The organism is uncultured Chloroflexus sp. (genome assembly GCF_937129525.1).
Taxonomy (GTDB): Bacteria; Chloroflexota; Chloroflexia; order Chloroflexales; family Chloroflexaceae; genus Chloroflexus.
Genome location: NZ_CAKZNK010000060.1, coordinates 1 through 25,611, shown reverse-complemented (window position 1 = coordinate 25,611; position 25,611 = coordinate 1). Strand labels below are relative to the sequence as shown.

Below are 25,611 nucleotides of genomic sequence, written 5' to 3'. Positions count from 1 at the left end.
GCAGTTGGAAGCGGCGCAGCGGGGTGAGCAGCCGGCGGCATTGCCAGCGCCAGGCGAACCGTCGGCAGGCGAGCCGGAGTTGACGCCGTTCTCGCTAGAGGAATTGGGGCTGTCACCCGAAGAGATTGCGCAACTGGAGTCAATGCAAACCGGCGAGCAAAAACCGGCAGGAGAAGAGGAAGACCTGTTCGATTTCAGCGTGGCCGAAACGGTACCGGTTGCGAAAGCGACGCGCACAGCGCCGCGAGTTGAAGAGCCGCCACCTGCACCCAAACCGGAAGACATCGGTTTTGTGCCGGAGCCGCTCGATGCGCTCGATGACATCTGGCAAGCACCGCCAGAACCGCCAGCGCCAGAGCCGGCACGGATCGTGCTGCCGCCACTTTCAGAACGGGCGAAACCGCAGCCGGCTATGCGGGCCAGCTCGACCGAAGAGCGCCGCAGTGTGACGCCAACGCGCGACGAGCTGCGTTTTGCCCGCCGGGAGGCAGTGACGGCTGGTCGCGGTCGCTCAGCGCGCGCTCCGGTGCGACCACGCGCTCCAGAAGACTTCATTCCAACCGGCAATGCCAGGCTTGACGACTATCTTCGCCAGTTGAGCGCTAATCCGGCCAACCATACCCTGGCTTTCACTATTGCGCGCCTGTGCGCTCAGACCGGACAGGCTGAATTGATGGCAGTCGTCTACCGTCGCTTGCTTAAGCAAACGGCGCTCCTTGATCGGTTGGCTGAAGAATTGGAGGACCTCGTCAATACTGTTGATGATGTGCCGGTCTTGCGTCAATTACACCGGTTACTTGGTGATGTCTATTCACGGCAAGGGCGTCTGGACGAGGCAATTGCCGCTTACAGCGCCACATTTGCTGAATAATTAAGGTATCCGTTGCACTCTAGACGAAAGCAGTCTCTAAGATGGCACCACAAGAAAGGTACAGCATGCGCCGTATTGTAGAGGATCTGATCCGGGTCGATGGCGTCATCGGTAGCTTGCTGGTTGGCAAAGACGGCCTGGTTGTTGCCAGCACACTACTTGATGAAGAAGATGCCGAGATACTGGGCGCAATGTCGGCGGCTGTCTTCGGCGAGATCGACAAGGCGACCCGGCGTCTGGGGGTTGGGAATCTCGTTGACTCGATCATCGATGCCAGGGATGGCTCAATCTTGTTGTTAGAAGCAAAGGAGCTGATCCTGGTAGTGATCACGCAACGAACCGTGAATCTGGGCCTGGTGAAGATGGAGATGCGTCGCGCTGCCAAGCGAATCAGCGAGGCAGTGCCGATCTGACCGACAATCTTCCTATCTACAACCGGCAATAGTCAGGGCGGCGCACGCGTCGCCTTTTTCTATTGTCTGGTTATAGCCGTCGCGCTTCGTTCCGGCTGACCGGCATGTGGTATACTGGCAAAGAGAACTAAACCGATTACTTGACGTAACGAGGGATACATGGAACGCGCATTGCTGATTTTGAAACCTGATGCAGTCCAACGCGGTCTGATCGGCGCCATCATTAGCCGGTTTGAGCAGCGAGGGTTGAAGTTTCAGGGTCTCAAGCTGATGCAAGTCGATGAAGCGCTGGCCCGGCGCCATTATGCCGAGCACGAAGGCAAGAGCTTCTTCAACGGTTTGGTTAGCTACATCACATCGGCGCCGGTGGTTGTCGCTGTAGTGGTTGGTAAGCCGGGCACGGTGGAACTGGTGCGCGCAATGGTCGGCGCGACTAACCCGGCTAAAGCGGCTCCGGGCACGATTCGTGGCGATTTTGGAGTCGACATCGGACGCAATCTGATTCATGCCTCTGATTCGCCGGAAAGTGGCGAGCGGGAAACGGCAATCTTTTTCCAACCCCACGAATTGATCGGCGAGTGGAATCGTTCGCTTGAAGGTTGGATCTACGAATAAATCTGGTTGAGACGGTTACGGAGCGTTCTCGATATGTCTATGCGGTTGGCAGCAGTCACCAGATTATCTGCCAACCGCCACCCTGTCTATGCTGGTAGTCATGGAAGCGCATGCCACGGCGGAGCAGATTGAAGCAGTCTGCGCCGAGATTCGGGCAATGGGTTTTACGCCGCACCCAATGCCTGGCCCAACTCGCACCGCCATTGGCATTACCGGAAATCAAGGACCGATCGAACAAGCCGGACGCTTGCAACGCTTACCCGGAGTCAGTCAGTTAATCCGGGTTACGGCGCCGTACAAGCGGGTGAGCCGCGAATTCAAAGAGCTTGATACGATCGTTGAAGTTGGCGGCATTCCAATTGGTGGCACTGGAATTACAATTATTGCCGGCCCATGCACCGTTGAGAGTCGGGAGCAGACCTTGAACGTTGCGCGCGCTGTGCATGAGGCCGGCGCTGTAATGCTCCGCGGTGGCGCTTATAAACCGCGCACATCGCCGTACTCTTTCCACGGATTGGGCGAAGCCGGCTTGCAGATTCTGGCCGAAGCGCGAGCAGTGACCGGCATGCCCATTGTGACCGAAGTCATGGATACGGAGACCCTGCCGCTGGTAGCAGAATATGCTGACATGCTCCAGATCGGCGCGCGCAACATGCAAAACTATTCGTTGTTGCGCGCAGTAGGGCGTATCCGGCGACCGGTGTTGCTCAAACGGGGCTTTGCGGCCACCGTGAAAGATCTGTTGCTGGCGGCAGAATACATCCTGGCAGAGGGCAATCCCAATGTCGTCTTGTGTGAACGCGGTATCCGCACTTTTGATGACAGTTTGCGTTTCACACTCGACCTGGGTGCGGTGCCATTGATCAAGCAACTCTCTCATCTACCCGTGATCGTTGATCCATCTCACGCTACCGGTCGAGCCGATCTGGTCATTCCACTGGCGCGGGCAGCGTTGGCCGTCGGCGCTGATGGTTTGATCGTTGAAGTGCATGATAATCCGGCCTATGCCGTTTGCGATGGCACGCAATCACTGGTGCCGGACAGCTTTGCTGAGCTGATGCGTCAGTTGTCGCGGATCGCTGTTGCGGTAGAGCGTCCACTGGTGAGGGTTGGCTCGGGGGATAGGCGATAGTTGATAGGCGATAGCTGATAGGCGCGGGCGGGCTTGACCTCTTGCCGGCAGTTTTTCTGAGAGCCGGGTATGTTCCCGACCGGTTGGAAACTGACTGGAATGATTCACATTGTCTGGCGCAATCTATTCTACTACCGCGCCTTGCGTAATGACGCAGATTATCCGGTCAGATAACTTCATTGCGATCGGGCGAGATGGCACACACAGCTTGTGGAGAGGTGATGCGGTGGAGTTACGACGCTGGCGCGATCTGGATTGGGCCGTTGTCGGTAGTGTGGCGGTATTGCTGGTCATTGGCGGACTGGCATTACACAGTGCTACCCTGAATGCGGTAGCCGGCAACGGCCTGCCATTGCGTCCGGTTTTTGAGCGTCAGCTCATCTATATCGTGGGTGGGCTGATCGTGATGGCTGTCATGATGCTGTTTGACTATCGGCTACTCTCTAGCCTGGCCCGACCTTTGTATATTGGCACTGTCCTCCTGCTGGCTGCGGTATTGATCATCGGGCGGGTGAGCGAAGGCGCGCGGAGCTGGATTGCAATCGGCGAGCGCACATTCCAACCGGCTGAGTTGAGTAAGCTGGTATTAATTCTCGCATTGGCCGCGTACTGGCAACATTTCGCCGAGCGGGGCGGGAGCTGGCTGGCGCAGGCCGGTGGGCTGTTAATTGCCGCAGTGCCAATGGCTCTCGTCTTTGTTCAGCCTGACCTCGGCACAACGCTGGTCATGGCCAGTATCTGGCTTGCTATGGCATGGGGAGCTGGGATGCGTCCGGCGCAATTGCTGCTGCTCGTTGTGGCATTTGTGCCACTCGCGTGGCTGGCCTGGCACTATTTGCTCGATACTTATCAGCAAATACGTCTCAGCACGTTCTATTACCTGCTCACGAATCCGGCAGCGGCAGATTTTAACGCAGCTTACAACGTGATCCAATCCCTTAACGCGATCAGTGCCGGTGGTCTCACCGGAGCCGGCTTGACCCGCGGTCTGTTCAGTCAGGGCAACTACGTGCCGGTGCAGCATACCGATTTCATCTTTGCCGTGATAGGCGAGGAGTTAGGCTTTGTTGGTGGAGTGGTTTTGATCATTTTCTTGACCATTGTACTCTGGCAGACACTGACTATTGCCGGCAAAGCGCGGGATCAATTTGGGCGACTCATTGCATTGGGTATCTTCGGTATGCTCTTTAGCCATACGGTCATTAATCTTGGTATGAATATGAGCCTGTTGCCGGTTACGGGTCTGCCGTTGCCATTCGTGTCTGCCGGTGGTAGTTTCATGATTGTGACACTGGCCGGGATCGGCCTGTTACAAAGTGTGCAACTACGTCACCGGCAAATTGCCTTCTGATGATGGCGGCTGATACCGTGATTTCCGGTTAAGCAAAAGATTCAACATCTTTCATGACGTTGGTGAAGCACCCATCAGCGCTTCTACCTCGATCAATGTTGGCAGGGCGCTGCGGCCGCCGAAGCCGCGCGTCTTGAGCGCAGCCGCCGCGCTGGCAAAGCGCAGGGCAGTTGGAAGCGGATCGCCACGCAACATGGCAAAGAGCAGCGCACCGTGGAACACATCACCGCAGCCGGTGGTGTCGAGCGGTTGAGTCGGAAAGGCAGGCGTGTAAAGCAACTCATTGCCATCGCACGCCCAGCTTCCCGCTTCGCCTGCAGTGACGACAACAATTCGCCGGTAGCGTTCGGCCAGAGTTTGCGTTGCTCTGGCAAGATCGGACAGGCCGGTGATTGCGCGAGCGAAATTGGCCGAGACGACAATATCGTCACAGAGTGGCATAAGTTCCAACACCGTGGGATTCACCCGTTCTGCATCGAGCATGATCCGTCCTCCGGCAGCGCGTACTTGTTGCGCCGCCGGCAACGCCGCCGGCAGATGACTATCGATCAACAAGGCGCGGGTTTTGGTGGCCAGTTCCGCAGGAAAGGTGAGATCGGCAAAGACCTGAGCATCGTTATGCCACCAGATCGTGCGACGGTCACTACCCGGTTCGGCCAGCACAAAGGCAACATGTGACGATCCGGGCTTGACCGCCACGAATGATGTATCGACACCAAAGCGTGCCAGATCGGCTCGAATCGCTTCTCCGTAGCGATCATTACCGACGGCGCTGACCAGTGCGGTGCGCGCTCCCAGTCGGGCCAGTGTCGCCAATGCGGTTGCGACCGGCCCGCCACCCATTTCGACATAACCGGCCAGGGGTTGTTTGCGCCCAAGAGCTGGCGGTGTGGCTGCTATTCCGATCATGTCCCAACTGGCGACGCCAATCCCAACCACATCGAACCGATCCATACCGCCTCCGTATCAACAGTTAACCTATCATCACTGTTCAGCGAATAACTTGCCTGACTATGCTACAATAGCAGCGTGAATGATGCCGGATCAGGGCGCCAACCGTCAAGAGGAGCGTTGTCGTGGAAGACCTGATTGCGCAGGTGCGCGCGCAAATTGAGGCATTAGTCGGGTTGCCTTCGGGCACGCAATTGCCCAATCTGCCGTTGCCACCTGCTTCAGACACGCCGATTGCCAGTTTCATTGATCATACCCTGCTGAAACCAGAAGCGACTGCCGAGCAGATTGACCGGCTATGCAACGAAGCCGAGCGGTATCGTTTTGCCAGTGTCTGTGTCAATCCCCGTTATGTCGAACGTTGCGCGCGGCTGCTGGCTGGGTCATCTGTGCGCGTTTGCACTGTAATCGGCTTTCCCCTTGGCGCAACCACCACGAAAGTGAAAGTCTTTGAAACAGTGCAGGCAATTGGGCACGGCGCGCGCGAAGTTGATATGGTATTGGCAATTGGCGCGTTGCGTGGGCGAGAATACCACGCTGTAGCCGATGATATTCGCGCAGTGACCGATGCCGCCCATGCCGGTGGCGCGCTCGTCAAGGTTATTATTGAAACCGGCCTGCTCACTGACCACGAGAAGGTGATGGCGTGTTTGCTGGCTGCGCGTGCCGGCGCCGATTTCGTCAAGACCAGCACCGGTTTTGGGCCAGGTGGCGCAACGGTTGCCGACATTGCCTTGATGCGAGCAGCGGTAGGACTAACCATTGGTGTTAAAGCATCAGGTGGCGTTCGTTCGCTGGCGGCAGCACAGGCCCTGATCGCTGCCGGGGCAACGCGGATTGGTACGTCGGCTGGAGTGGCAATCGTCCAGGAAGCCGAGGGAACTGCTCCTGAACGGCGAGATCGTGAGCTGTATTGAAAGATTGTCGATCGATGAGCATACAGAGGAGGCGCGCGTGAGCATCTTGATCGATGCCAATACCCGATTACTGGTGCAAGGCATTACCGGCAAAGAAGGCGAGTTCCACACCCGCCAGATGATCGAATATGGGACGAACGTGGTAGCGGGTGTAGTGCCCGGGCGTGGCGGTCAGACGGCAATTGACGGACGGGTGCCTGTATTCAACACTGTATCGGAAGCAGTCGCTGCGACCGGCGCGAATACGGCTGTCATTTATGTGCCGGCGCCGTTTGCCCCTGATGCAATCCGCGAATCGGCGGCAGCCGGGATCCCTTTGATTGTCTGTATCACTGAGGGTATTCCGGCACTTGATATGGTGAGCACTTACGCTTTTGTGCAAGAGTGTGGCGCGCGTTTAATTGGGCCAAACTGTCCAGGCTTGTTGACGCCGGGAGCGGCAAAGGTCGGCATCATTCCGGGCAATATTGCCATGCCTGGACCGGTTGGAATTGTCAGCAAATCGGGCACGCTAACCTACGAAGCAGTTGATGCGCTTACCCGGCTTGGCATTGGCCAGAGCACCATTGTCGGTATCGGTGGCGATCCGATCATTGGCACCAACTTCATCGATGTACTGACAATGTTTGAAGCCGATCCGCAGACCGAGGCTATCGTGCTCATCGGCGAGATTGGTGGCACTGCCGAGCAAGAGGCGGCAGCTTTCATTAAAGCGCGCGTAACCAAGCCGGTGGTCGGCTTCATTGCCGGTCAGACAGCGCCGCCTGGCAAGCGGATGGGTCACGCAGGCGCAATCATCAGTGGTGGCGAAGGCACTGCCCAGGAGAAGATCGCCGCGCTCGAGAGCGTAGGCGTTCGAGTAGCCCGCATGCCAACCGACATTGCCGGACTGGTGAAAGAAGTGCTGGCCGCGCGCGCGGCCTGAAGCAGGTGCGGCCTGGCGCGGGATCGAAAGGCAACCGTCTCCAGGCAATGATGTCACAGATTGAGTGCCCGAAAACAGGTGGGGGAGAGCCGGTCAATCAGCTCTCCCCCACCTGTTTTCAGGTGATTAGAGCGTCACCAGTTTGCGCGCGGTGAACTGTTCGTTATCGCTCCTGATTCAACGGGATGCGCAATTCGACCGTCGTGCCTTGTCCAATCTCACTGCGAATGCGCAGGTCGGCGCCAATGAGGCGGGCGCGTTCTTTCATATTAAGCAGACCCAGGCTACCGCGATTGGCGTAACCACTTTCAACCGCAGCAACATTAAACCCGCGACCGCGATCGCGCACGCTGGCGACAAAATGATCCTCTTCGACGTAGAGGTAGATGGTAATCAGATCCGAGTGAGCGTGTTTGCGCGCATTGTTGACCGCCTCTTGCAAAATGATGAAGACAGCGGCTTCGATTTCTGGAGGCAGGCGCGGTACCTGCGCCGGCGCTTCGAGCCGCAGTTTCGTATCATTGCCAGACGGATCGCGCCAGCGTTCGACATACTGCTGCAAAGTGACCAGCAAGCCCTGGGTTTCGAGACCGAGTGGTCGTAGTTCGAAGAGCAGCGTGCGAATATCATGCGTTGTCTTCTGCACCAGTTCGGCAAGCGTATCAAGTTCTGCCGGCACACGCTCTGGCATCGCTTTGAACAGGCGTTTAATAAACTCGATATTCATCGCAATTGCTGCGACACTCTGCGTAGGGCCATCGTGCAAGTCGCGCGCAATCGCGTGACGCACCTCGGCTTCTTTCTGCAACAACCGGTCACGCTCCTCTTTGAGGCGCTGATACAGGCGGGCATTTTCGATCGCAATTGCTGCTTGCGCCGCCAGTGTGGTGAGCAGTTGCATATCTTGTTCGGTAAATGGCTGGCCGTTTGCTTTATTGAGCAACTGCATTGCGCCAATGACACGATCCTTGACTCGCATCGGCACACAAACGATCGAGCGAGTGACAAAATCGGCTTCACGACTGATCGCATCGTACCAGCGTGGATCGTGTTCGACATCGTTGACGATCTGCCCCATCCCGTGAGTCACAACCCAACCGGCGATACCGCGGTCGGCTGGCATCCGATACTGACGTTGCTCACCGGGGATCTCCAGCACCAGCTCATTGGTTTCTTCATCGAGAATAAAAATCGAGCAACGTTCCGCGCCAACCACCTTAGGCGCGCGCAACTTAATATCGTTGAGCAGGCTGCTCAGGTCGAGATTGACGGCCAGCGACTGCCCAATTTCGTAAAGCAGATGCAGTTCGCGCAAATCGCGCTCGGCGCGGCGCAACATCGCCAGTTTGTCGGCTTCGCCGCCAATAGCGCGAACCAGTAATACCAGCAAATCTTCATCAAGCGGGGGATTGCTACTGCTCTGCTGATCGGTGCGATTCACAACCAGATGCAACAACCCAACTCCCTGACCGCCACTCTGCAAAGGCAACTCGATCAAGTCGCGACTATCATCGATGGAGTAGGAACCGACGATCGGTTCACCGCTATCATCACGGCGAGCAAAGCCATCGCGCGCTTGTTCGATCAACGAGAGGGTTTCGGCGTCAAGCTGACCGCGGGCCACTTTGGTCGTCTCACCGTAGGGTGAGATGTACAACAAAGCGCCCGCTTGCGCCGGCCAGAAGGCAATCAAGCGATCGAGCGATGCCTGAAGCAGATCGGCCACTTCGTGGTGACCGCCGGCAATGAGCAACTGACTAAGGGTTTCGAGTTGACGCTGATTAATTGCAAGCGGCGGCATAAGATCACCTCGAGATGTGGCAACAGGTTTCAGGTATAACGCCCTGATTGAGGTTAAGATAGCATATTGTCTGTAATGTAACGGATCGACAACCATACTGTCAATGGAGGATTGGTTATGGAACGGTTCAAAATCTGTCATCGCAGTGATCTACTTCCTGGTCAGATGCGATATGTAGAGATCGATGGGTTGCCGATCGGGCTGGCCAATGTCGCCGGCACGGTCTATGCCTTCAGCGATAGCTGCCGCCACGAAGGCGGGCCACTCTCGGCAGGTGTGCTGATTGGGCATACCGTGACCTGCCCATGGCATGGCTGGACATACGATGTGCGTACCGGTAAGAGTATTGTGCCGCCGATTGGATTGCGTATAGCCACGTACCCGGTAGAGATCATCGATGATGAGATCTTCGTGGTTATAGAGTGGCCATTGGCACAATGAACTGAACAATTGTCATACTTATATTGTAATCAATTTTTAATCTTGATCAAATACTACAAAATATCGTATTACTTTTGGTAAAAAGTTACAAATCTGTCAATCATTATCAACGCTATAGACTGTGACACTGACCAGTCATCTCCGCGTTCGGTGAGCCGATTCAGTTGAAATGACAGGCAAAAAAGGTGGCGAAATGGACAAAGAGTATTTTGAGTTAGACGCCATGCTCAAAGAAAGGAGTGTTTGTTGCCGATTTGTGAATGATTAGCCCGCGCGCTGATCAATCGATAGCCTGTATTTGATCCGCTCGATTGTGCCCAACACGAGGCGTGTATGAAATGGTAACGGGCGTGGAGCGAGGTCTATCCCCGGCTTGTTTGCCTTTGCCAGAAGTGAGATGGACTCAGGCGAGACGATGCGCACCGTTCCATTAGGAGACGTAGGTATGAGTTGGAAGATTGATGCAACTTGAGCATGACAGTAAGCGTCAAATCGACAGTACAGGAATCACAACAGGGGGAGATACAATGAACACGCCACAAGCCCAACGCCTGCTACGCTCACGCGAGCGCCTGGTCGCCGGGGTTGCCGGTGGCCTGGCTCGCTACTTCAATGTTGATCCGGTTATAGTGCGGCTCATATTTGTGTTGCTAGGACTGATGAATGGGATGGGAGTGGTACTCTATCTGGTATTGTGGCTGCTGATGCCTAATGAGGATGCCGGCGAACCGGGCAACAATCTCGAAGTTGCCTTCGCCGAGATGCGGGCGCTGGTTGAGCGGCTCGTCGATGAAGTTCGCGCTCTCTTCCGTCGGTAGCGTTACCCTCAACCTGCACGAGCAGCACATACATATAGCTCATTAGTATCCGCGGAGGTGTTTGATAGCACCTCCGCAGGGTTTTTGTGCCGTTGATGATAGCAGGTAGGGCAGGTCGGTGCCTGGCGCTACTCTTGTGGAAGACCACGCACAGCTACCGGCCCAAAACCGAGATAGTCACAGGCAGTAAGCTGATAGTAGACTCCATCAACCCGTCCCTGCACGGCGTTATCCCAGTCGTAGCGGCGGTGAAGGTGGCCGTAGACGCAGGCTACTGCGCCACTGGCCGCAATCTGGCGAGCAAACTCAGTAGGTTGACGGTTGACAAACGGCGGAAAGTGAATCATGACGATCAACGGTTTGTCGATAGCAAGAGCGCGACCGGCTTTTAACGCGCGTTCGAGCAGCCCTAATTCACGTTGATAAATCGTCTCATCTTTCTCGCCGAAACCGGGTGTTTCCGGCGTAATCCAGCCACGAGTGCCGCAAACGACCGCGGTGCCAATATCGAGCGCATCAGCGCCGATCAGGCGCAGGCTTGGCGGCAAATGGCGACGGATTGAATTGACGCTACGCGGACACCAGTAATCGTGATTGCCGCGGATCATGACCTTTGTGCCGGGAAGGCCATCAATCCATTGCAGATCGGGCATAGCGTCAGACAATTTCATTGCCCACGAAATATCGCCGGCGATCAACACCCAATCGTCCGGCGCCACTCGATTGCGCCATGCCTGCGCAATCCGGTCGGGATGGTCTTTCCAGCCGGGACCAAAAATGTCCATCGGCTTGGGGCGCGCAAAAGAAAGATGGAGATCAGAGATTGTCCAGATCATAACGCCTGATGATAACAGGCCTGACGTTGTCGCGCAACTGAGTGGACTGATATTTGGAATAATCAGTCTGACATATCGTACAACGACACTGAGTCCTTTGTTCGTTGCCGGTTATTTATTTGCCGAGCAGCTCAGTCGTAAGTTTACCGTTGCCCAGGTTAATCTTGATCCGTTCGGTGCTCTGCACAACGTTCGCCGCAATGATACGTCCGTCAGCGGTGGCCAGCGTATACTCGATGGCGCAGCCACCAACGAAGAGAAGCTGACCAGAGGAGAAGATGTGTTTACGCATAATCATGTCGCTACCAACCGTCAGTATGCGGACGGCGAGCTGATACATGGGTGATTTCGTGTGACGCAACTGTTCACTCAAAATGGCGCGTGCCAGTGGAGGCAGGATAGCCGGTGAAGCGGTTTGGGTGGCTTTGCTGTCGCCTTCTGCTGAAGGTTGGAATGGCGATGGTGGGAGCAAGGCCTGAGCAAGTTTTTCATAGATGGTGTTGAATTGTTCCAGTGTATCATTCAAGAAATTGTTCTGATCGGCAGGGTTGGGCTGCGATAGGTTATTGATCAGGTCGATGATCGATTGCTCCCGATCGATGGTCATTTTGCTCAGCGGAGGGAAGTGCCATACCTGCCAGTCGTAGTGACAGAGAACATGGGCCATCGCTGCTGCCAGAGCCGCGTAGTCAATCGAAACATCGATCCGATAGAGCGCATAATCGCTTTTAAACCGTTGGAGTAAGTTATTGACACTATCAGTTAGACTGTTAAGGGTTCCAACAAGTGTATTGAAGTCGCTCAGAAATGCATTTGAAGCGCTCAGCGATGCTCCCAGCGCGGGCATGCTGGCGGAAGGTTGCGCAGTTGTATCGGCCTTATCTTCGCCGGTATCTGGTTTCCCGTCTCGTCGCTTTTGCCTGCTCATCAACCATGCCCGTGCTCGTTCAGCCAGCATGGCATCGCGTCCATCGATAATCCGATCAACCAGCACAATCGGATGCTTTTGGACGTTGGTCAATTCCTGCACAGCCTGCCGGGCGCACGCATCGAGAGCGCGATAGGCAGCCTGGGCGGCAATATGGTAAAGATGTGCCTTTTTAGCATCCAGCTCCTCATGAACGAGTTTAATCTTTTCGCCCGAAGAAGATTGATCGGTTTGATTACTCATGCTTACCTCCTTTTACAGATGTCCAAATTGTAGTATACGACAGTAAAATCAATTTTCAGCTTGTTGTAAGCCGTAGCTCAGACAGATTAGCGGTATAATGGCCGTCGGCGTCAAGCCGATCAGATCAGGAGAGGAATGACCATTAGCGAACATTCAAACATTGTTGAGTATCCGCGAGCAACCAGCACCGGCCAGGCCGCGCGCGCAACGATGCGCGCTCTGTTGCTGATCCTGGCGTTGGCGTTGCTGGCCGGCCTGATGGCCTATCAGGCGCCGCCGCAGGGTCGGGTAGCGATTGGGTGGCCGGGTGATCGACTCTTTGTGGGGATCGATCCAGGTCTGGGCTGGGCGCCGGTCGAGCGTGGCGATCTGTTTGCCGATGAACTTACTCCTGACTCACCAACCGGGCGTTCGCGCTGGACGCGCGAGCGGGCTGTGATTGTGTTGCCCAATGTAGGCGCAGGTTCGCCGTTGCAGGTGACGTTGCTGGCGCAAGGTTGGCCAGCAGAGATTGGCATACAACCGCTCGTGACAGTGCTGGTTGATGAGACGGTAGTGGGTGAATTTACGCCGGTTGCGACCTGGGAAACGTATTCCTTTACAGTGCCGGCGATTGCGCATCAGCGCAGCGATCTTGTCATCACGTTGCGCGTCTCGGCAACGCTGGCCGATAGTCGCGATCCGCGCCAGAAAGGTGTGCGGCTGGCTGAAGTGCGGATTGACCCGGTGAGCGATTCGGCGCCGCTATTGCTCCCTGCATGGCCAGCGGTGGCGTTACTGGGCTGGAATGCGCTGCTGCTGTATATCCTGCTGGCGCGCTCAAGCTTGAGTCAAACGCTGGTGTATGGGATCACTGCAATTGGAATTGGCGCTGCCGCAATCGGGTTGGCGCTGGCTCGCATCTGGATGGCAGCAATCTTGCAGGTAGCGCTGATCGGATTGATCGCGCTGATTGTTATTGCCTATCGTCAACCATTAATCACGTTGATCCGGTTGCTGGTGCGGCGTTACAGTCAGGGTCAGGCGCTCGGCTATGGTCTGGTTACCGTGGCCCTGGCGTGCTTTGGCTATGCGCTGATGCAGGTATTCAACTGGGTGACAGCATCTGGCTTCCGCCTCTTCTGGCAAACCTTTCCCGACTCACTGTTATTCGCACTGTTGGGAACGGCGCTGGTTGCGCTGATATTGACCTATGGTCGCGCCGGTCTGCCGCGGCTGAGTGAGGCGCTGGTCGATGCTCTGGCCTCGCGTCGGGGCGCATGGCTGGTGTTGATCCTCTTTGCTGTGATCTGGCTTGGTTTCGAAGCGATGGTTGTTGCCACGCTGCCCTACGTCGGGCATGCCGACTACAGCGATAATGCAATCGTGGCCCGCAATCTGGTGCGTGGGCGAGGTTGGGTGGTTGATTACGTGAGCCAGTTTTATTACCTGTACGACGGTTTAACCCGCCCCCAGGAGACCTGGCCGCTCTTGCAACCGGTCTGGATCGCGCCCTTTTTTGCGCTGTTCGGTCCAACGGCTTGGGCAGCGAAACTGCCTAATTTTATCTTCGATCTCATTCTACTGGCACTCATCTACACGGTGGGGCGCTGGTGGTGGGATCGGCGAGTCGGCGTGACGGCAGCGATTCTGGTATTGACCAATTATCTCTTCTTTCGCTTATCGATCTACGTTACCAACGATCTGGGTTTCGTCGTCTTCAATATGGCTGCCATCGCAACCCTGTTGCGCAGTCAGACCGATCCGATTCGCCGTTGGCGCTGGCTACTTGTTTCGGCAGTTTGCACCGGCTTGATGATGTTGCAGAAGCCGAGTGGCGCAATGTTTGCGCTTGGTATGGGGTTGTGGCAATTGACGTTGCTGGCCAACGATCTGCGAACGACAACCGATTGGTCGCAGCGCTGGCAGCGGCTGCGCGTCAGCTTAACGCCGGTAGTTGTGTGGTCGGCGGTCGCATTGCTGATACTGTCGCCCTACCTGGCGCGAAATCTAATCTTGTTTGGCAAACCGGTCTACAGCACCGAGAGCTATGATGCGTGGGTGCTGGATTACCGAGGCGTAAGTGGTGATGCGTGGGCCGAGATCTACCGGGTCTTCGCGCCTGAATGGGGTGGGCCGGGTTTGCCGGATCGCAGTTGGATCTTGCGGTGGGGATTTGATGCCACGCTGACCAAATTCACGACCCAGGCGCGTGAATTACGCGCTTACCTGATGCCGGTGTGGCCGGGCGCGCCAGAGCCGCTGGCTGTGTTGTTCAGTCACGATGCGCGCAAGAATATTCTTACTCCACTGGGAGCGTGGCTGGCTTTGGTTGGCCTGGTCGCGGCCATAGCGTATCGACGGCGCTGGTTGAGCCTGATGGTCTTCGCCTACGCGCCGTATATCGTCTTCATGCTTACCTACTGGCGCACCAACGAGGAGCGTTACTGGGTGATGATTATTCCCTGGCTGGCCTTGCTGGCAGCGTGGATGATCTGGGCCGGCTACGATCGGCTGGCTGCAATTGGTGACCGACGCTGGGCGCCGTTGGGGTTGATGCTGGCGCTGGCGGCGATTGTGACCATTGTGGCCGGATCACAGGCCGATATCGAAGACAAAGTGCGCAATGAACCTCAGATCTGGCAGCAAGATCTGGCCGCCTACGAATGGTTGCAGGCCAATACTCCGTCAGACACCGTGATTATGACCCGGTTGCCATGGCAGGTGAACTGGCATACCGAACGACCAGCGGTTATGATCCCGAATACCGATGATCGCGCATTGTTGTTGCAGATTGCCCGCTACTACGGAGCGAAGTATCTGGTGTTGGAAAATCAGATGCGCGTTAAGGGTGATGCTGGTCGGTTGCTGGCGCCGCTGCTTGATCATTCCAATCAGCCTGGCATGGTCATTGATGGCTTTGAATTGCTCTACGCCAGTCCCACACCCGATTTTCGCGCTTTTGTCTATCGCATTCCCGATTCGTGAGTGAGTATGCCTTCCTATGCGCATCTTGATGCTGGCTTCTTCACTACCCAAATATCCTCGCGAAACCACGGCGCCGTTTATCGAAGAGATTGCGGCGGGAATTGTTGGGCGTGGTCACCAGGTGACTCTGGTGGCCCCATGGCACCCCGAATTGCGCCGGCAGGAACGTGAACGCGGGATCGAGCTACGTTTCTTTCGCTACGCGCCGCACCCTTCGCTCAATATCTGGGGTTACGCGCAGTCGTTGCAGAGCGATACACAGGTGCGCGAACAGGCATGGCTGGCAGCGCCATTTGCGTTGCCAGCCTCGATGATGGCGCTCCGACGCGAGATCATCCAGGCTCGTCGAGCGCGACGCCCTTTCGATCTGGTGCAGGCGCACTGGGTGTTGCCGAATGGCCTGCCGGCAGCACTGGTCGCTGCCCGCTATCGCCTGCCGCTGGTGGTGAGTCTGCACGGGAGCGACATCTATCTCGCCGAGATGCAGCGCAGTATGGGGAAGGTGGCGCGGTTCGTCTTTCGTCGGGCTGCGGCGGTTACCGCCTGTAGCGCCGATCTCAGCATGCGAGGCGTGAAGCTGGGCGCGTCGCCGATGCGTACCTTCGTTATCCCGTATGGGGTTAATCCGAGCCAGTTTCGACCTGATCCGGCGATCGCGCAGGCATTTCGCGCGCAGTGGGGCATTCCCGCCGAGGCGCCACTGGTGCTCGGTCTGGGGCGACTGGTGACCAAAAAAGGCTTCACCATCTTGTTAGACGCCTGGCCGGCGGTGCTACGGATGCATCCCACGGCGCGGCTGGTGATTGCCGGCTACGGTGATCTGCGTCCGGCGCTGGAGGCGCAGGCAGCGCGGCTGGGGATTGCGCCGACTGTTCTCTTCACCGGTCAGCTTGATCGCGAACAGGCGGCTGCGGCGATGGCGGCGGCTGATGTCTTTGCCTTGCCGATTATCCGCGAAGGCGTTGATGGTCTGCCTAATGTCTTGCTCGAAGCGATGGGAGCGGCCCGCCCGATTGTAGCGGCGCGGGTAGCCGGTGTTGCCGATGTAATCGACGATGGCGTGCATGGGTTGGTGGTGCCAGAGCGGGATGGAGCGGCACTGGCGGCAGCAATCAGTCGTCTGATCGGTGATCGAGCGTTAGCCGAACGGTTGGGCGCAGCAGCCCGGCAACGAATTGTGACCGAGTTGACCTGGGAGAATACAGCAGCGCGCTATGAAGCAGCGTTTGCGCTCGCATTACGAAATGGCGCATAACCATGAAGCGGAGTCTGATCGCAATCCTGCTGGTTACAACATTTGTTGCGCTAGTCATTCGCCTTTACCGGCTCGATGCGCAGAGTCTCTGGCTTGACGAGGGCAATAGCTGGGCGATGGCAATGCAGCCATGGTCGGTGTTGCTCCTCGATCTGGCGCTGCCCAATGCTGCCTATCCGCTTTATCATCTGTTGCTTAAGGGCTGGATCGGCCTGGCTGGCGCGAGCGAGTGGATGTTGCGATTCCCTTCTGCGCTGGCCGGCGCGTTCAGTGTGCCGCTGTTAGCGCTGGCAGCGCGGAGACTGGTGAGCGAACCTGATCGGCGCGCCGTTGTCACGGTTGCAGCAGGGTTAATCGGGCTGGTTTCTCCCTTTGCGATCTGGTATGCGCAGGAGGCGAAGGTCTACGCACTGGTGTTACTGGTGAGCGCAGCGATGCTCTGGCTAACGCTGCGCGCCGCAGAGAGCGACCGGTCGTGCGATTGGTTCTGGTTGCTCGGTTTGGCTGCTGTTGCATTCCTGATCCACCGTCTAACCGCATTGCTGGCCCTGGGCGCGGCGCTGGTCTGGTTGTTCAGCCGGTCACGTCGCTATGCGTGGCCGATCGCCGGCGGGTTGTTGCTGATCGGCGTGGGAATGATCGCAGCGATGGCTGCCGGTGTTGGAAGTGATCGGGCTACCAGTGGCGCGGCGCCTGCGGCTGATCCACTCAGAGCATTGTGGTTGACCTTCACCCGTTTCAGTCTCGACCGCTGGCCGGGCGATCTGCCCTGGTTCTGGCTGATCCCGTGGCTGGTGTTGTTGGGTCTGGGACTGAGCAATCTGCGTATGCTCACCCGTCCGGCAGCGCTCACGCTCGGCCTGACAGGTGTTGTGCCGCTAGCCCTCTTTATGCTTCAACTTCTCTTTACCCGTCTCTACGAGGCACGTTACTTGATGATTGTCTTCCCGGTATGGGTGGTGATACTGGCACTGGGGGTAGCGCGCGCCGGTTGGTGGCGCTGGTTGGGCGGGCTGGCGCTGGCCGGAGTGCTATTGACCAGTGGACTTGCCCTGATCCAGCCCCGGTTTGGTCTCTTTTCCGGCGATCCGGTCAAAGAGCAGTATCGCGAGGCGATTGGTGAGCTGGCCCGTCGTGTGCATCCTGATGATGCGATCGTCGTTCATCCGGGTTATCTACGTCCACTCTGTACATACTACATGAGCCGATGGAGCGCCGACGCGCCGCCTGAACCAATCACCTTTGCCGATTTCTGGTCAGGTGAAACCAGCTATGGCCAACGCGAATGGGATGCCGAGCGTCGCGCAGCACTCGCCGGCTACACGCGCAGCTTCTTGCTGATTGCGCCCGATCATGCGCGCACCGTTGATCCACCATTGCCCGGCGATGAATACGGTCTGGTCGGCAATTTTTGGGCGTTCAGCCGTGAACAGCGAACATGGCCGTGCGGTATCTGGCGCTTTCAGGGGGTGCATCTCTTTTGTCAGGAAGCGCCAGAAGCCTACATTACCGGCGCGGTCGCGCAACCGAAGACGCCGATGGCAGTAACTTTCGGCAATGATATACGTCTGCTTGGTTACACATTGAAGGCAACGACTCCTGCCGGGCCGGGAGTGTACCGCGCCGGCGGCAATATTCCGCTCAGCCTGTTCTGGGATGTCAATAATCCACTGACCGAGGACTATAGCCTCTTCATTCATCTGTGTCGTGATTGTGAGCAACCGCCAGTTGCCGGTGATGATGGCCCGCCGCTGGCCGGTTATCTACCGACCAGTACGTGGTTACCGGGCAAGCCGGCGCGCGATGATCGGGCGGTGTCTTTGCCTGCCGATCTGCCTCCTGGCCAGTATCAGTTGTTGATCGGCTGGTATCGTCCCACCGATCCGTCGCCAGCGGGTCGTTTGCCCGCGCGCGGTGAAGGAGCATTGGACGCTGGTCGACTCTTCCTGACCACGATTGAGGTCATCGACGGTGATCGCTAAACATCTACGTCAGCACTGGCCGCTCTGGCTGGCGTTGCTGGTCGGGGTAGCCCTCCGCATTGCGTTGTGGGGCAATCTGCCGCGCATCGGTTTTATTTCCGATGAAGCCGAGTATCTGGCGGCTGCCGATTGGCTGGCGCATAGACGCGGTTTTGCCTGGCACACCAGCTATCTCTGGACACGCGCCCCGCTCTATCCCTTGTTTCTCGCTGCTCATCTGGCGATCTTTGGTCGCGCCTTAGAGTCGATCTTCTTTAGCCAGACGCTGCTCAGTCTGCTGAATGTTGCGCTCATCTATGCAATAGGCCGAAAGTCAGGGTCTAGTCCAGGTTACGCGGGTGGCGCTGCGTTTCTGGGAGCGGTGGCGCTGCCGCTGGCAATCTATCCGCAGCTTTTATTGAGCGAAACGCTCTTCATCACGCTCCTGCTCGGCGCTGTGCTGTTGCTGGTCGAACCAGGACAGCGCTGGCGGCTGATCGGCGGCGGTATTCTGCTCGGACTGGCCACGCTCACTCGCGGTCTGTTGCTCGGATTTTTGCCGCTCGTTGCGCTATGGTTGATCTGGCAGGCAGGGGGAGACTGGCGACAGCGCGTGACGACGGCGCTGATCCCACTGCTGATGGCGGGAATGTTAATCGGGCCGTGGGCGCTCTACGCTTCGCGCACCTATGGTGGTCTGATCATTATCGACACAACCGGCGCCTACAATCTGGCGCTGGGAGCGCGTACTGCCTATGACGGCGGGCGCAGCGATGCGCCAACGCGCAACTTTACCCTGGCTTTGCTCGATCCCACGCTCGACGATACTGAGCGCGCGGCTCTGGTTGCCGATTCGTGTCTGGCTCAGACTGACGATCCAGGCTTGAACGTCGCCCTGACCAAACCGGTGACAGCGATCACGCAGGCCGAACGGCAACGCCTTCTCAACGCCGAGGGCTGGTGTCTGATCTGGGCCAGACCGTGGGCATTTGTTAGCAAGACCCTGGTTGAACTGGTGGATCTCTTTCAAATCAACTACAGCGGAGCTGAGCGGCTGTCCGAAGGTTTTGCTCTTGGCCGGTTACCGCGCTGGTATACGCTGGCACTGCTGGCGCTCGATGATACGCTTTACATCCTGGTCTTACCACTAGCTGTGCTGGGTTGGATGGTCGCGCGTCAGCGAGGTCTTGCGACCGGTCTGACCGTCATTATCGGGTTGTGGCTGCTCTACAATGTGGCGGTAGCGCCACTCTTGTTTGCGATCAATCGCTTTCGCATCCCATTGTTGCCGTTTCTGTTCGTGCTGGCGATGGTGGCCCTGGCCGAAATACCGCGCTGGTGGCTGTGGTTGCGAGGATGGTATGGGCTATCGGGTCTGACGCTGGCGCTGGTGTTGTGGTTGATTGCTGCAACGCCCTACGCCTATCTTGAACCGCGCGCGCCGGAAGCGCCTTCGCGTTGGGCCTCGTATTTCGGCCCCTATCCATCGGCTATAGCGGCGGCACGGCTTGCCTGGGATAGTCGCAAGCATTACGAAGCGGTTGAACGACTGGAGAGTGCTTTCACGCGAAACGATCTGGCAGCGATGACTACGGCCCTGGCCGATCCCGATTTGCCGGCCTATGCCAGCGCCTTCGGCGCGCCACTGCTGGCTGCGCGGCAGGGTCAACCAGAGCAAGGACTGATCTTGCTAGACGTGAAACAACCCTTGTATTCCTGGCAGACGGCGGTGGTGCGTGGCGAGTTACTGCGACAGCTCGGCGATCTGACCAGAGCGCGGCAGTGGTTCGGTCTCACGCTGGTCGATGACTGGAATCCAGTCGGGTGGGCATGGCGCTGGTTACATCCACCGCGACTGCCTGCCGACCGGATCGATCTGGCCGACGACAACGATCTAGGCTACATCGATGGATTTTACCTTGGCGAGTTCGATCCGGTGCTGGGAGCGACAGTGCGCTGGGCAACCGAGACGGCGCATCTGCGCTTCCCGGCAGCGGCTACTGGCGAGCCTCGGCAGCTCTGTTTGCAGGCAGCGGCGAACTGGCCAGCCGATCTGCCACAGCCAACAGTGCGGGTGATGATGGGTGAAATAGTGATAGGAACGTTGACTCCCGATCATCGTCTGCAAGAGTTTTGTCTGCCATTACCGGCATTGCCGGCAGGCAGTGACTACATTGTGACGTTTACGAGTCCAGGTTTTGTGCCTGACGCGCTCGATCTGGTACGACGGCAGGGACCGCAGGTCGGGGATTTACGGGTGCTGGCGTTTCAGCTCGATTGGGCCGAGGTACGTTAAGTCGGGGAGATTGCGGTGAGCATGGCGGAGGTCCAACAAGCGAGTAATCGGCGCTGGTGGATGGCGGTGGCAGCCTTGACGGCAGTGGCGTTGTTGGTGCGACTGCTTGCCTGGCGCTGGCGCGAATTCTACCCGCTAGGTGGCGACGAAGCTGAATATCTGACTCAGGCGCTCACCCTTTTGCAGGAGCGACGTTACGTTGAACTGCGGCTAATGCGGCCACCACTCTACCCGATCTTTTTAGCGATGGCGATCCTGCTGGTCGATTCATTGGTGCAGAACCTGCGACTGGTACAGGCGGTAATCAGTGCATTGACGGTGCCGCTGATTGCGCTGTTCACCCAGGCACTGGCCCGCCGCGCAGCGCCACAAATGCCACCGGCCTTCGCCAGGCAAGCGGGGTTACTGGCGGGGTTGCTGACCGCGCTCAACTACACACTGGCCGCCAATGCGACTGAATTGCTGACCGAAACGCTCTTTCTGGCCGGATTGAGTCTCTTCTTGTGGCTGGTGATACGACCGTCAGAGCGAGGCTGGATGGCGCTGGTAGCCGGATTGACGTTGGGCGCGCTTTGCCTGATTCGTTCGGTTGCTTTGCCACTTTTGCCGCTAACGGCGGTCTGGTGGTTCTTTGCCGCGCTGGTAGAAGGTCAGTGGCGACGCGGTCTGACGCAAGTTACGGCACTATTGCTCGGATGCGCGCTGGTGGTTGCGCCCTGGACGGCACGGAACACATTGACCTATGGCGGTGTGATCGTGATTGACACCACGGGCGCAGAGAATCTGTGGCTCGATAACGATCCGGCGGGGCGCGAAGTGGTGAAAGCGCAACTCTACGCGCTCGGCGAGGATCGTCTGCTCAGACAGCGGCTGGCGACTGAACGCGGTCTGGCGGTGATTATGGCCGATCCAGGGCGATTTGTCGCCAAAATGGGCCGTGAACTGCACCTCTTCTTTGCGCTTGAGCATACCGACGATTTACGGGCACGGCCTGCGATCTGGGTTTCGCCGGGCGAAGTCGCGGCCAGGTTGATCCTGGGTGATGGAATATGGTTGCTTATTCTGCTGGCAGGTAGTTTTGGCTTGACGCGACGATGGCGGTTGCGTCAGTCGAACGCGGTCAGTCGCCGACAGGCATTCATCCAGATGCTTGCCGATCCGCGCTGGTTGCTGGGCGGTTGGGCGGCGTATGTTTTGCTCACCACCTTGATCTTTCACGTTGAACTGCGCTACCGCTTACCACTCTACCCGGTGTTACTGGCCTATACCGGGATGGTCGGCGCTGCCTGGTTTCCGACGATGCGGGCGAGGTTACCTTCCTGGCAGCCGACCGCTGTTCTCTTGCCGCTGGTCACCATGCTGGTCACGCTCTGGCATGCGCCGTATCCTCTACTGGCATGGCAGTTAGCCGGCAAACATGTTTACCTGGCGCAGGCAGAGCGCGCGTTAGAGGCAGGCGATCTGGCTGTTACCTCCACTGCCGCACAGCGCTCGCTCACGATTGATGAACGTTCAGTGCTGGCGCGCGTGGCGCTGGCCCGGGCTGCGCTGCTGGCCGGCGATGAACAGATGGCGCTGGGCTGGCTTGATGAAGCCATTGCCGTATTACCTTCCCATCCCTATCCACATTTGCTGCGTGGCGATCTGCTGCGGCGACGCGGCGATCTCAACGCTGCCCGCGCTGAGCTGGTCGGTTTTGCGACAGCATCGCGCGAAGACCTGGCGACCTGGTTGTGGGAACGCACTGTAACGCCGCCACCGGTCACGCTGACACTGGGTGATGGGCTTGATCTCGGTTTCATTCGCGGGATGCATCATTCGATGGCGGGTGAAGAGGGTTGGCGCTGGACGACCGGCTGGGCGCAGGCGCGGGTGACAGCATCGGCAGATGCGCAGGCGGTTGCGCTCACGATGCGCAGCGGACGACCAGACCGTAGCGCTGTGCGCGTCTGGGTCACTGTCGCCGACAGTGATCCTCAATCGTTCACGATTGGTCCTGACTGGCAGACCATCTCTGTGCCACTGCCAGCGCAGCTCCGATCTGGCGAGGTGGTAGTTGCGGTGCGCTCGCCGACCTTTTGGACACGTCAATACGATCCGGCCAGTCCAGATGGACGTCGATTAGGAGTACAGGTAAGCAGGGTGGAGGCGCGATGAAGCGGGAGACGTGGTGGATTGTAGCCATCCTGGGGCTGGCTGCTCTGATCAGGCTGGCGCTCTGGCTACAACCACTTCATTTGCCGGCTAATGATGAAGTTGAATATCTCACCGTAGCGCAAGATTTGCTGGCAGGGCGCGGCTGGAGCTTCTACGACCGCTATCACTGGCTGCGCGCGCCACTCTACCCACTCTTTCTGGCGGCCTCACTCTGGCTGGCGCAAGGCAATGTCTGGCTGGCGGCGCTCCCGAATATTGCGCTCAGCGTGTTGAATGTCTACCTCATGTATCGTCTCTCGCAGGCCATTGGCGACGGGGCGAGTCCGCTGGCGCATCGGCTGGTGGCGCTGGTGGCAGCGATCTTGCTCACCCACGCCACCTTCGCCGCGCTCTACATGAGCGAAACGCTCTTCACAACCCTGTTTAGCGCCGCTCTCTGGTTACTGCTGGCGTGGCGAGAAAAGGGAGGGCGGTGGCAGGATTGGCGCTTGTTGGTTGCTGGCGCCTTATGGGGTCTTGCTCTGCTCACGCGCTCGATGCCACTCTACTTTACGGTTTTGGTCGCGGGGTGGATTGCGCTGGAAGCGGCAGGGCACTGGCGTCAAGTGTTTCATCGGCCAACGGCGTTGTTGGCTGGCGTAAGCTTTGCCGTCATCGCGCTGACCGTCGTCGCGCCGTGGACGATCCGAAATTGTCTCAGCTATCGCAGTTGTATTCTGATCGAGACTGGCCTGTCGTACAACCTGTGGGCGTTTAATGAGCCACGGGAAGATATGGCGACGATCTTTCGCGCGCTCGAGAATATTGCCGACCCTTCGGAACGAGCGACGTATGCGACGGCGCGCGGGCTGGAGCGTTTGCGCGAGGATCCGGCCATCTTGCTGCGAAAGCTGTGGCCAAACTGGCTGGCAATCTGGCGCGTCAAGGCGATTCAGGATCGGTTCTTGCTGGAAGATTATCGCGCTGATCCGCCGCCGTTGTTATTCTTGATGGCTCTGATCACCGATGATCTGCTGTATGGGATGGTTGCTGTTGGCGGTGTTGCGGCACTACTTTACGGTACATTGCTTGGGCGCGCGCCAGCGCGGTTGTTGATTCTGTGGGTGCTCTACTTCATCGCTGTCTCGCTGCTCACCCACGGCGAGGGGCGTTACCGCCATTTTATCTTTTGTGTGCTGATTCCATATGCGGTCAGGGCGTGGCTGGCGTTGCCGAAGCTATCGCGATTGGCGCAACCGGCGTTGACAGCGGGTCTGCTGGCGGCGGGAATTGTTGGTTGTTCGGCTCTGCTGGCCTACCACTGGGATTATGCGATACAGGGCGGCACGCGCAGTTTCTGGCGCTTGAGCGGTGATTTGGCGCGCATCAGCAACAATCTTCCTGGAGCGACCATTGCGTATCAGCAAGCGGTGTCAGCGCAACCGACTCCTGACGGATATATCGCACTCGGCGATGTCTTACGTGCTCAGGGTAAGCATGATGAAGCACTGGCAGCCTATCGAGCGGCGCAGCGGCTCAATATTCTGTACCCTCCGCCATACACGCGGCTCGGTGATCTGTTGCGTGAACGGGGTGAGCTGGCTGAAGCGCAGCAGTTCTATCGACCTCAATACGTGAGTGAACAGACCCTGCTCGATCTAGCCTGGCGAGATACTACTCCTATACCGCGGAAGGTGATCGAGGTTGGAGATGGACTGGATTTTGGCTACCTGAGCGGTTTCTATCCCGGCGAGGAGCTGGCCGGTACGCGCGCGCGCTGGACAGGGCCGGTAGCGCGGATTCGCATTCCGGCAGAGGCGCGCATTGTTCGGTTACGGATAGCGGCATTGCGGCCCGATGCGCCAATTGTTGGCCAGATCTGTATCGATAATCGTTGTCAACCCTTCCAGCTTGGAATTGAGTGGCGTTGGCTGGAACTGCAACTGCAGCCTTCAGATACGGTTTCCCCATTGCGTGAAATCGAATTCCGCCTCACGCCTTGGTCAGCCCCTGATAACCGTCGGCTAGGCATAGTGGTTGATCAGGTGGAGGCGAGCACGGGCAATTGACCGTGCATGTCCACAAATGAGATGGGTAAACAGTAATCTTTCCGGTACAGGTTCTGTTTCTACCATAGTTGCCAGCAGATGATATGCCTTTCAGGTATAAAGTTCATAGTTCCTCATCATTGAAGTGAGGCAACGATTCGTCGTCCCACGCATTGAATTCATCATCGCTGATTTAGGCAGTATTTTGACGGTCTAATTGCCAGCGGCGTGGGTTGTTGGGAATGTATTGACGGATACGGTTGAGTGCATCGTCGTTGCGGATAATGTGTTCATAATAGTTGCGTTGCCACACTGGCCCCACCATCCCCTTTTCCCGCATTATTTTCGTCACACCAATTTTGAAACCACGCACGATGGATCCGATGGTTTTTGACGTGCCGCGGGGGCGCATGTCATGTATGGCGTCTGGGGCCGTGGTCGGGGATGGGGCTGTGGCCGTGGCCGGGGATGGGGGCGGGGGCGTGGTCATGGCCGGGGATGGGGCCGTGGCCGGGGATGGGGGCGGGGGCGTGGTCATGGCCGGGGATGGGGATGGGGACGGGGACGGGGGTGTGGTCGGGGATGGTGGTATGGCCGGTAGGGGCGAAAAATTTTTTCGCCCCTACCGGCGACGTGGTCGGCGGCGTCGTGGTGGTGATTGGCGACGACGTGGTCGGCGGCGTATCCACGATCCACAAAATCCCGT

Annotated in this window: 19 protein-coding genes and 1 pseudogene; 16 read left to right on the top strand and 4 right to left on the bottom strand. The window is 57.8% G+C overall.

Translation table 11 applies throughout. The annotated features are described in order from the left end of the window. The 5 genes and pseudogenes from Q0650_RS07105 to Q0650_RS07085 all read left to right on the top strand — a co-directional run. Positions 1-871, top strand: a pseudogene (locus Q0650_RS07105) (hypothetical protein); the annotation flags it as partial. 65 nt (positions 872-936) lie between these two features. Next, the gene (locus Q0650_RS07100; RefSeq protein WP_298817327.1) at positions 937-1,284 is read left to right on the top strand and encodes a roadblock/LC7 domain-containing protein; all 348 of its coding nucleotides are present in this window, start codon (positions 937-939) and stop codon (positions 1,282-1,284) included. Positions 1,285-1,443: 159 nt separating this feature from the next. After that, the gene (ndk, locus tag Q0650_RS07095; protein WP_298817325.1) at positions 1,444-1,899 is read left to right on the top strand and encodes a nucleoside-diphosphate kinase; all 456 of its coding nucleotides are present in this window, start codon (positions 1,444-1,446) and stop codon (positions 1,897-1,899) included. Between the two features lie 88 nt (positions 1,900-1,987). Next, on the top strand, positions 1,988-3,031 hold the full coding sequence (gene aroF, locus Q0650_RS07090; protein ID WP_367280800.1) for a 3-deoxy-7-phosphoheptulonate synthase: 1,044 nt from the start codon (positions 1,988-1,990) through the stop codon (positions 3,029-3,031). A gap of 226 nt (positions 3,032-3,257) precedes the next feature. Then, positions 3,258-4,382 (top strand): FtsW/RodA/SpoVE family cell cycle protein, encoded by a 1,125-nt coding sequence (locus Q0650_RS07085; protein ID WP_298817321.1) that lies wholly within the window; start codon positions 3,258-3,260, stop codon positions 4,380-4,382. Between the two features lie 51 nt (positions 4,383-4,433). On the opposite strand, the gene Q0650_RS07080 is transcribed toward Q0650_RS07085, so the two are convergent. Beyond that, a complete protein-coding gene (locus Q0650_RS07080; RefSeq protein WP_298817319.1) occupies positions 4,434-5,336 on the bottom strand; it encodes a sugar kinase in 903 nt (300 codons plus the stop codon). Between the two features lie 173 nt (positions 5,337-5,509). On the opposite strand from Q0650_RS07080, the gene deoC reads away from it, so the two are divergent. Further along, positions 5,510-6,250 carry a deoxyribose-phosphate aldolase gene (gene deoC, locus Q0650_RS07075; RefSeq protein ID WP_367280801.1) on the top strand — a complete coding sequence of 247 codons (741 nt, stop codon included), beginning with the start codon at positions 5,510-5,512 and terminating at the stop codon, positions 6,248-6,250. Positions 6,251-6,287: 37 nt separating this feature from the next. Then, positions 6,288-7,175, top strand: coding sequence for a succinate--CoA ligase subunit alpha (gene sucD / locus Q0650_RS07070; RefSeq protein WP_298817315.1), 888 nt, complete (start codon positions 6,288-6,290; stop codon positions 7,173-7,175). Positions 7,176-7,338: 163 nt separating this feature from the next. On the opposite strand, the gene Q0650_RS07065 is transcribed toward sucD, so the two are convergent. Next, a complete protein-coding gene (locus tag Q0650_RS07065; protein ID WP_298817313.1) occupies positions 7,339-8,976 on the bottom strand; it encodes a GAF domain-containing sensor histidine kinase in 1,638 nt (545 codons plus the stop codon). A gap of 117 nt (positions 8,977-9,093) precedes the next feature. Here Q0650_RS07065 and Q0650_RS07060 point away from each other — a divergent pair, with 117 nt between their 5' ends. Both Q0650_RS07060 and Q0650_RS07055 read left to right on the top strand, forming a co-directional pair. Next, a complete protein-coding gene (locus Q0650_RS07060; protein ID WP_298817312.1) occupies positions 9,094-9,417 on the top strand; it encodes a non-heme iron oxygenase ferredoxin subunit in 324 nt (107 codons plus the stop codon). Between the two features lie 527 nt (positions 9,418-9,944). Further along, on the top strand, positions 9,945-10,235 hold the full coding sequence (locus tag Q0650_RS07055; RefSeq protein WP_298817311.1) for a PspC domain-containing protein: 291 nt from the start codon (positions 9,945-9,947) through the stop codon (positions 10,233-10,235). Positions 10,236-10,363: 128 nt separating this feature from the next. Here the strand turns inward: Q0650_RS07055 and Q0650_RS07050 are convergent, their stop codons facing one another. Both Q0650_RS07050 and Q0650_RS07045 read right to left on the bottom strand, forming a co-directional pair. Further along, entirely contained in the window at positions 10,364-11,071 is a 708-nt protein-coding gene (locus Q0650_RS07050) for a metallophosphoesterase (RefSeq protein WP_298817309.1), read from the bottom strand. A gap of 115 nt (positions 11,072-11,186) precedes the next feature. Beyond that, entirely contained in the window at positions 11,187-12,242 is a 1,056-nt protein-coding gene (locus Q0650_RS07045) for a hypothetical protein (protein WP_298817307.1), read from the bottom strand. A 135-nt stretch (positions 12,243-12,377) separates the two neighbouring features. Here Q0650_RS07045 and Q0650_RS07040 point away from each other — a divergent pair, with 135 nt between their 5' ends. The 7 genes from Q0650_RS07040 (at position 12,378) to Q0650_RS07010 (ending at position 25,506) form a co-directional block, all read left to right on the top strand. Then, on the top strand, positions 12,378-15,209 hold the full coding sequence (locus tag Q0650_RS07040; protein ID WP_298817306.1) for a glycosyltransferase family 39 protein: 2,832 nt from the start codon (positions 12,378-12,380) through the stop codon (positions 15,207-15,209). A 16-nt stretch (positions 15,210-15,225) separates the two neighbouring features. Further along, on the top strand, positions 15,226-16,464 hold the full coding sequence (locus Q0650_RS07035; RefSeq protein WP_298817304.1) for a glycosyltransferase: 1,239 nt from the start codon (positions 15,226-15,228) through the stop codon (positions 16,462-16,464). 2 nt (positions 16,465-16,466) lie between these two features. Continuing rightward, entirely contained in the window at positions 16,467-18,446 is a 1,980-nt protein-coding gene (locus Q0650_RS07030; protein WP_298817302.1) for a glycosyltransferase family 39 protein, read from the top strand. After that, positions 18,436-20,721 (top strand): glycosyltransferase family 39 protein, encoded by a 2,286-nt coding sequence (locus tag Q0650_RS07025; RefSeq protein ID WP_298817300.1) that lies wholly within the window; start codon positions 18,436-18,438, stop codon positions 20,719-20,721. The genes Q0650_RS07030 and Q0650_RS07025 overlap by 11 nt, the downstream gene beginning before the upstream one ends. A gap of 21 nt (positions 20,722-20,742) precedes the next feature. After that, positions 20,743-22,878, top strand: a complete 2,136-nt coding sequence (locus Q0650_RS07020) for a hypothetical protein (protein ID WP_298817298.1) — start codon at positions 20,743-20,745, stop codon at positions 22,876-22,878. After that, positions 22,875-24,926 carry a glycosyltransferase family 39 protein gene (locus Q0650_RS07015; protein ID WP_298817296.1) on the top strand — a complete coding sequence of 684 codons (2,052 nt, stop codon included), beginning with the start codon at positions 22,875-22,877 and terminating at the stop codon, positions 24,924-24,926. The genes Q0650_RS07020 and Q0650_RS07015 overlap by 4 nt, the downstream gene beginning before the upstream one ends. A 394-nt stretch (positions 24,927-25,320) precedes the next feature. Then, positions 25,321-25,506 carry a hypothetical protein gene (locus tag Q0650_RS07010; RefSeq protein WP_298817294.1) on the top strand — a complete coding sequence of 62 codons (186 nt, stop codon included), beginning with the start codon at positions 25,321-25,323 and terminating at the stop codon, positions 25,504-25,506. The last annotated feature ends 105 nt before the right edge of the window (positions 25,507-25,611 follow it).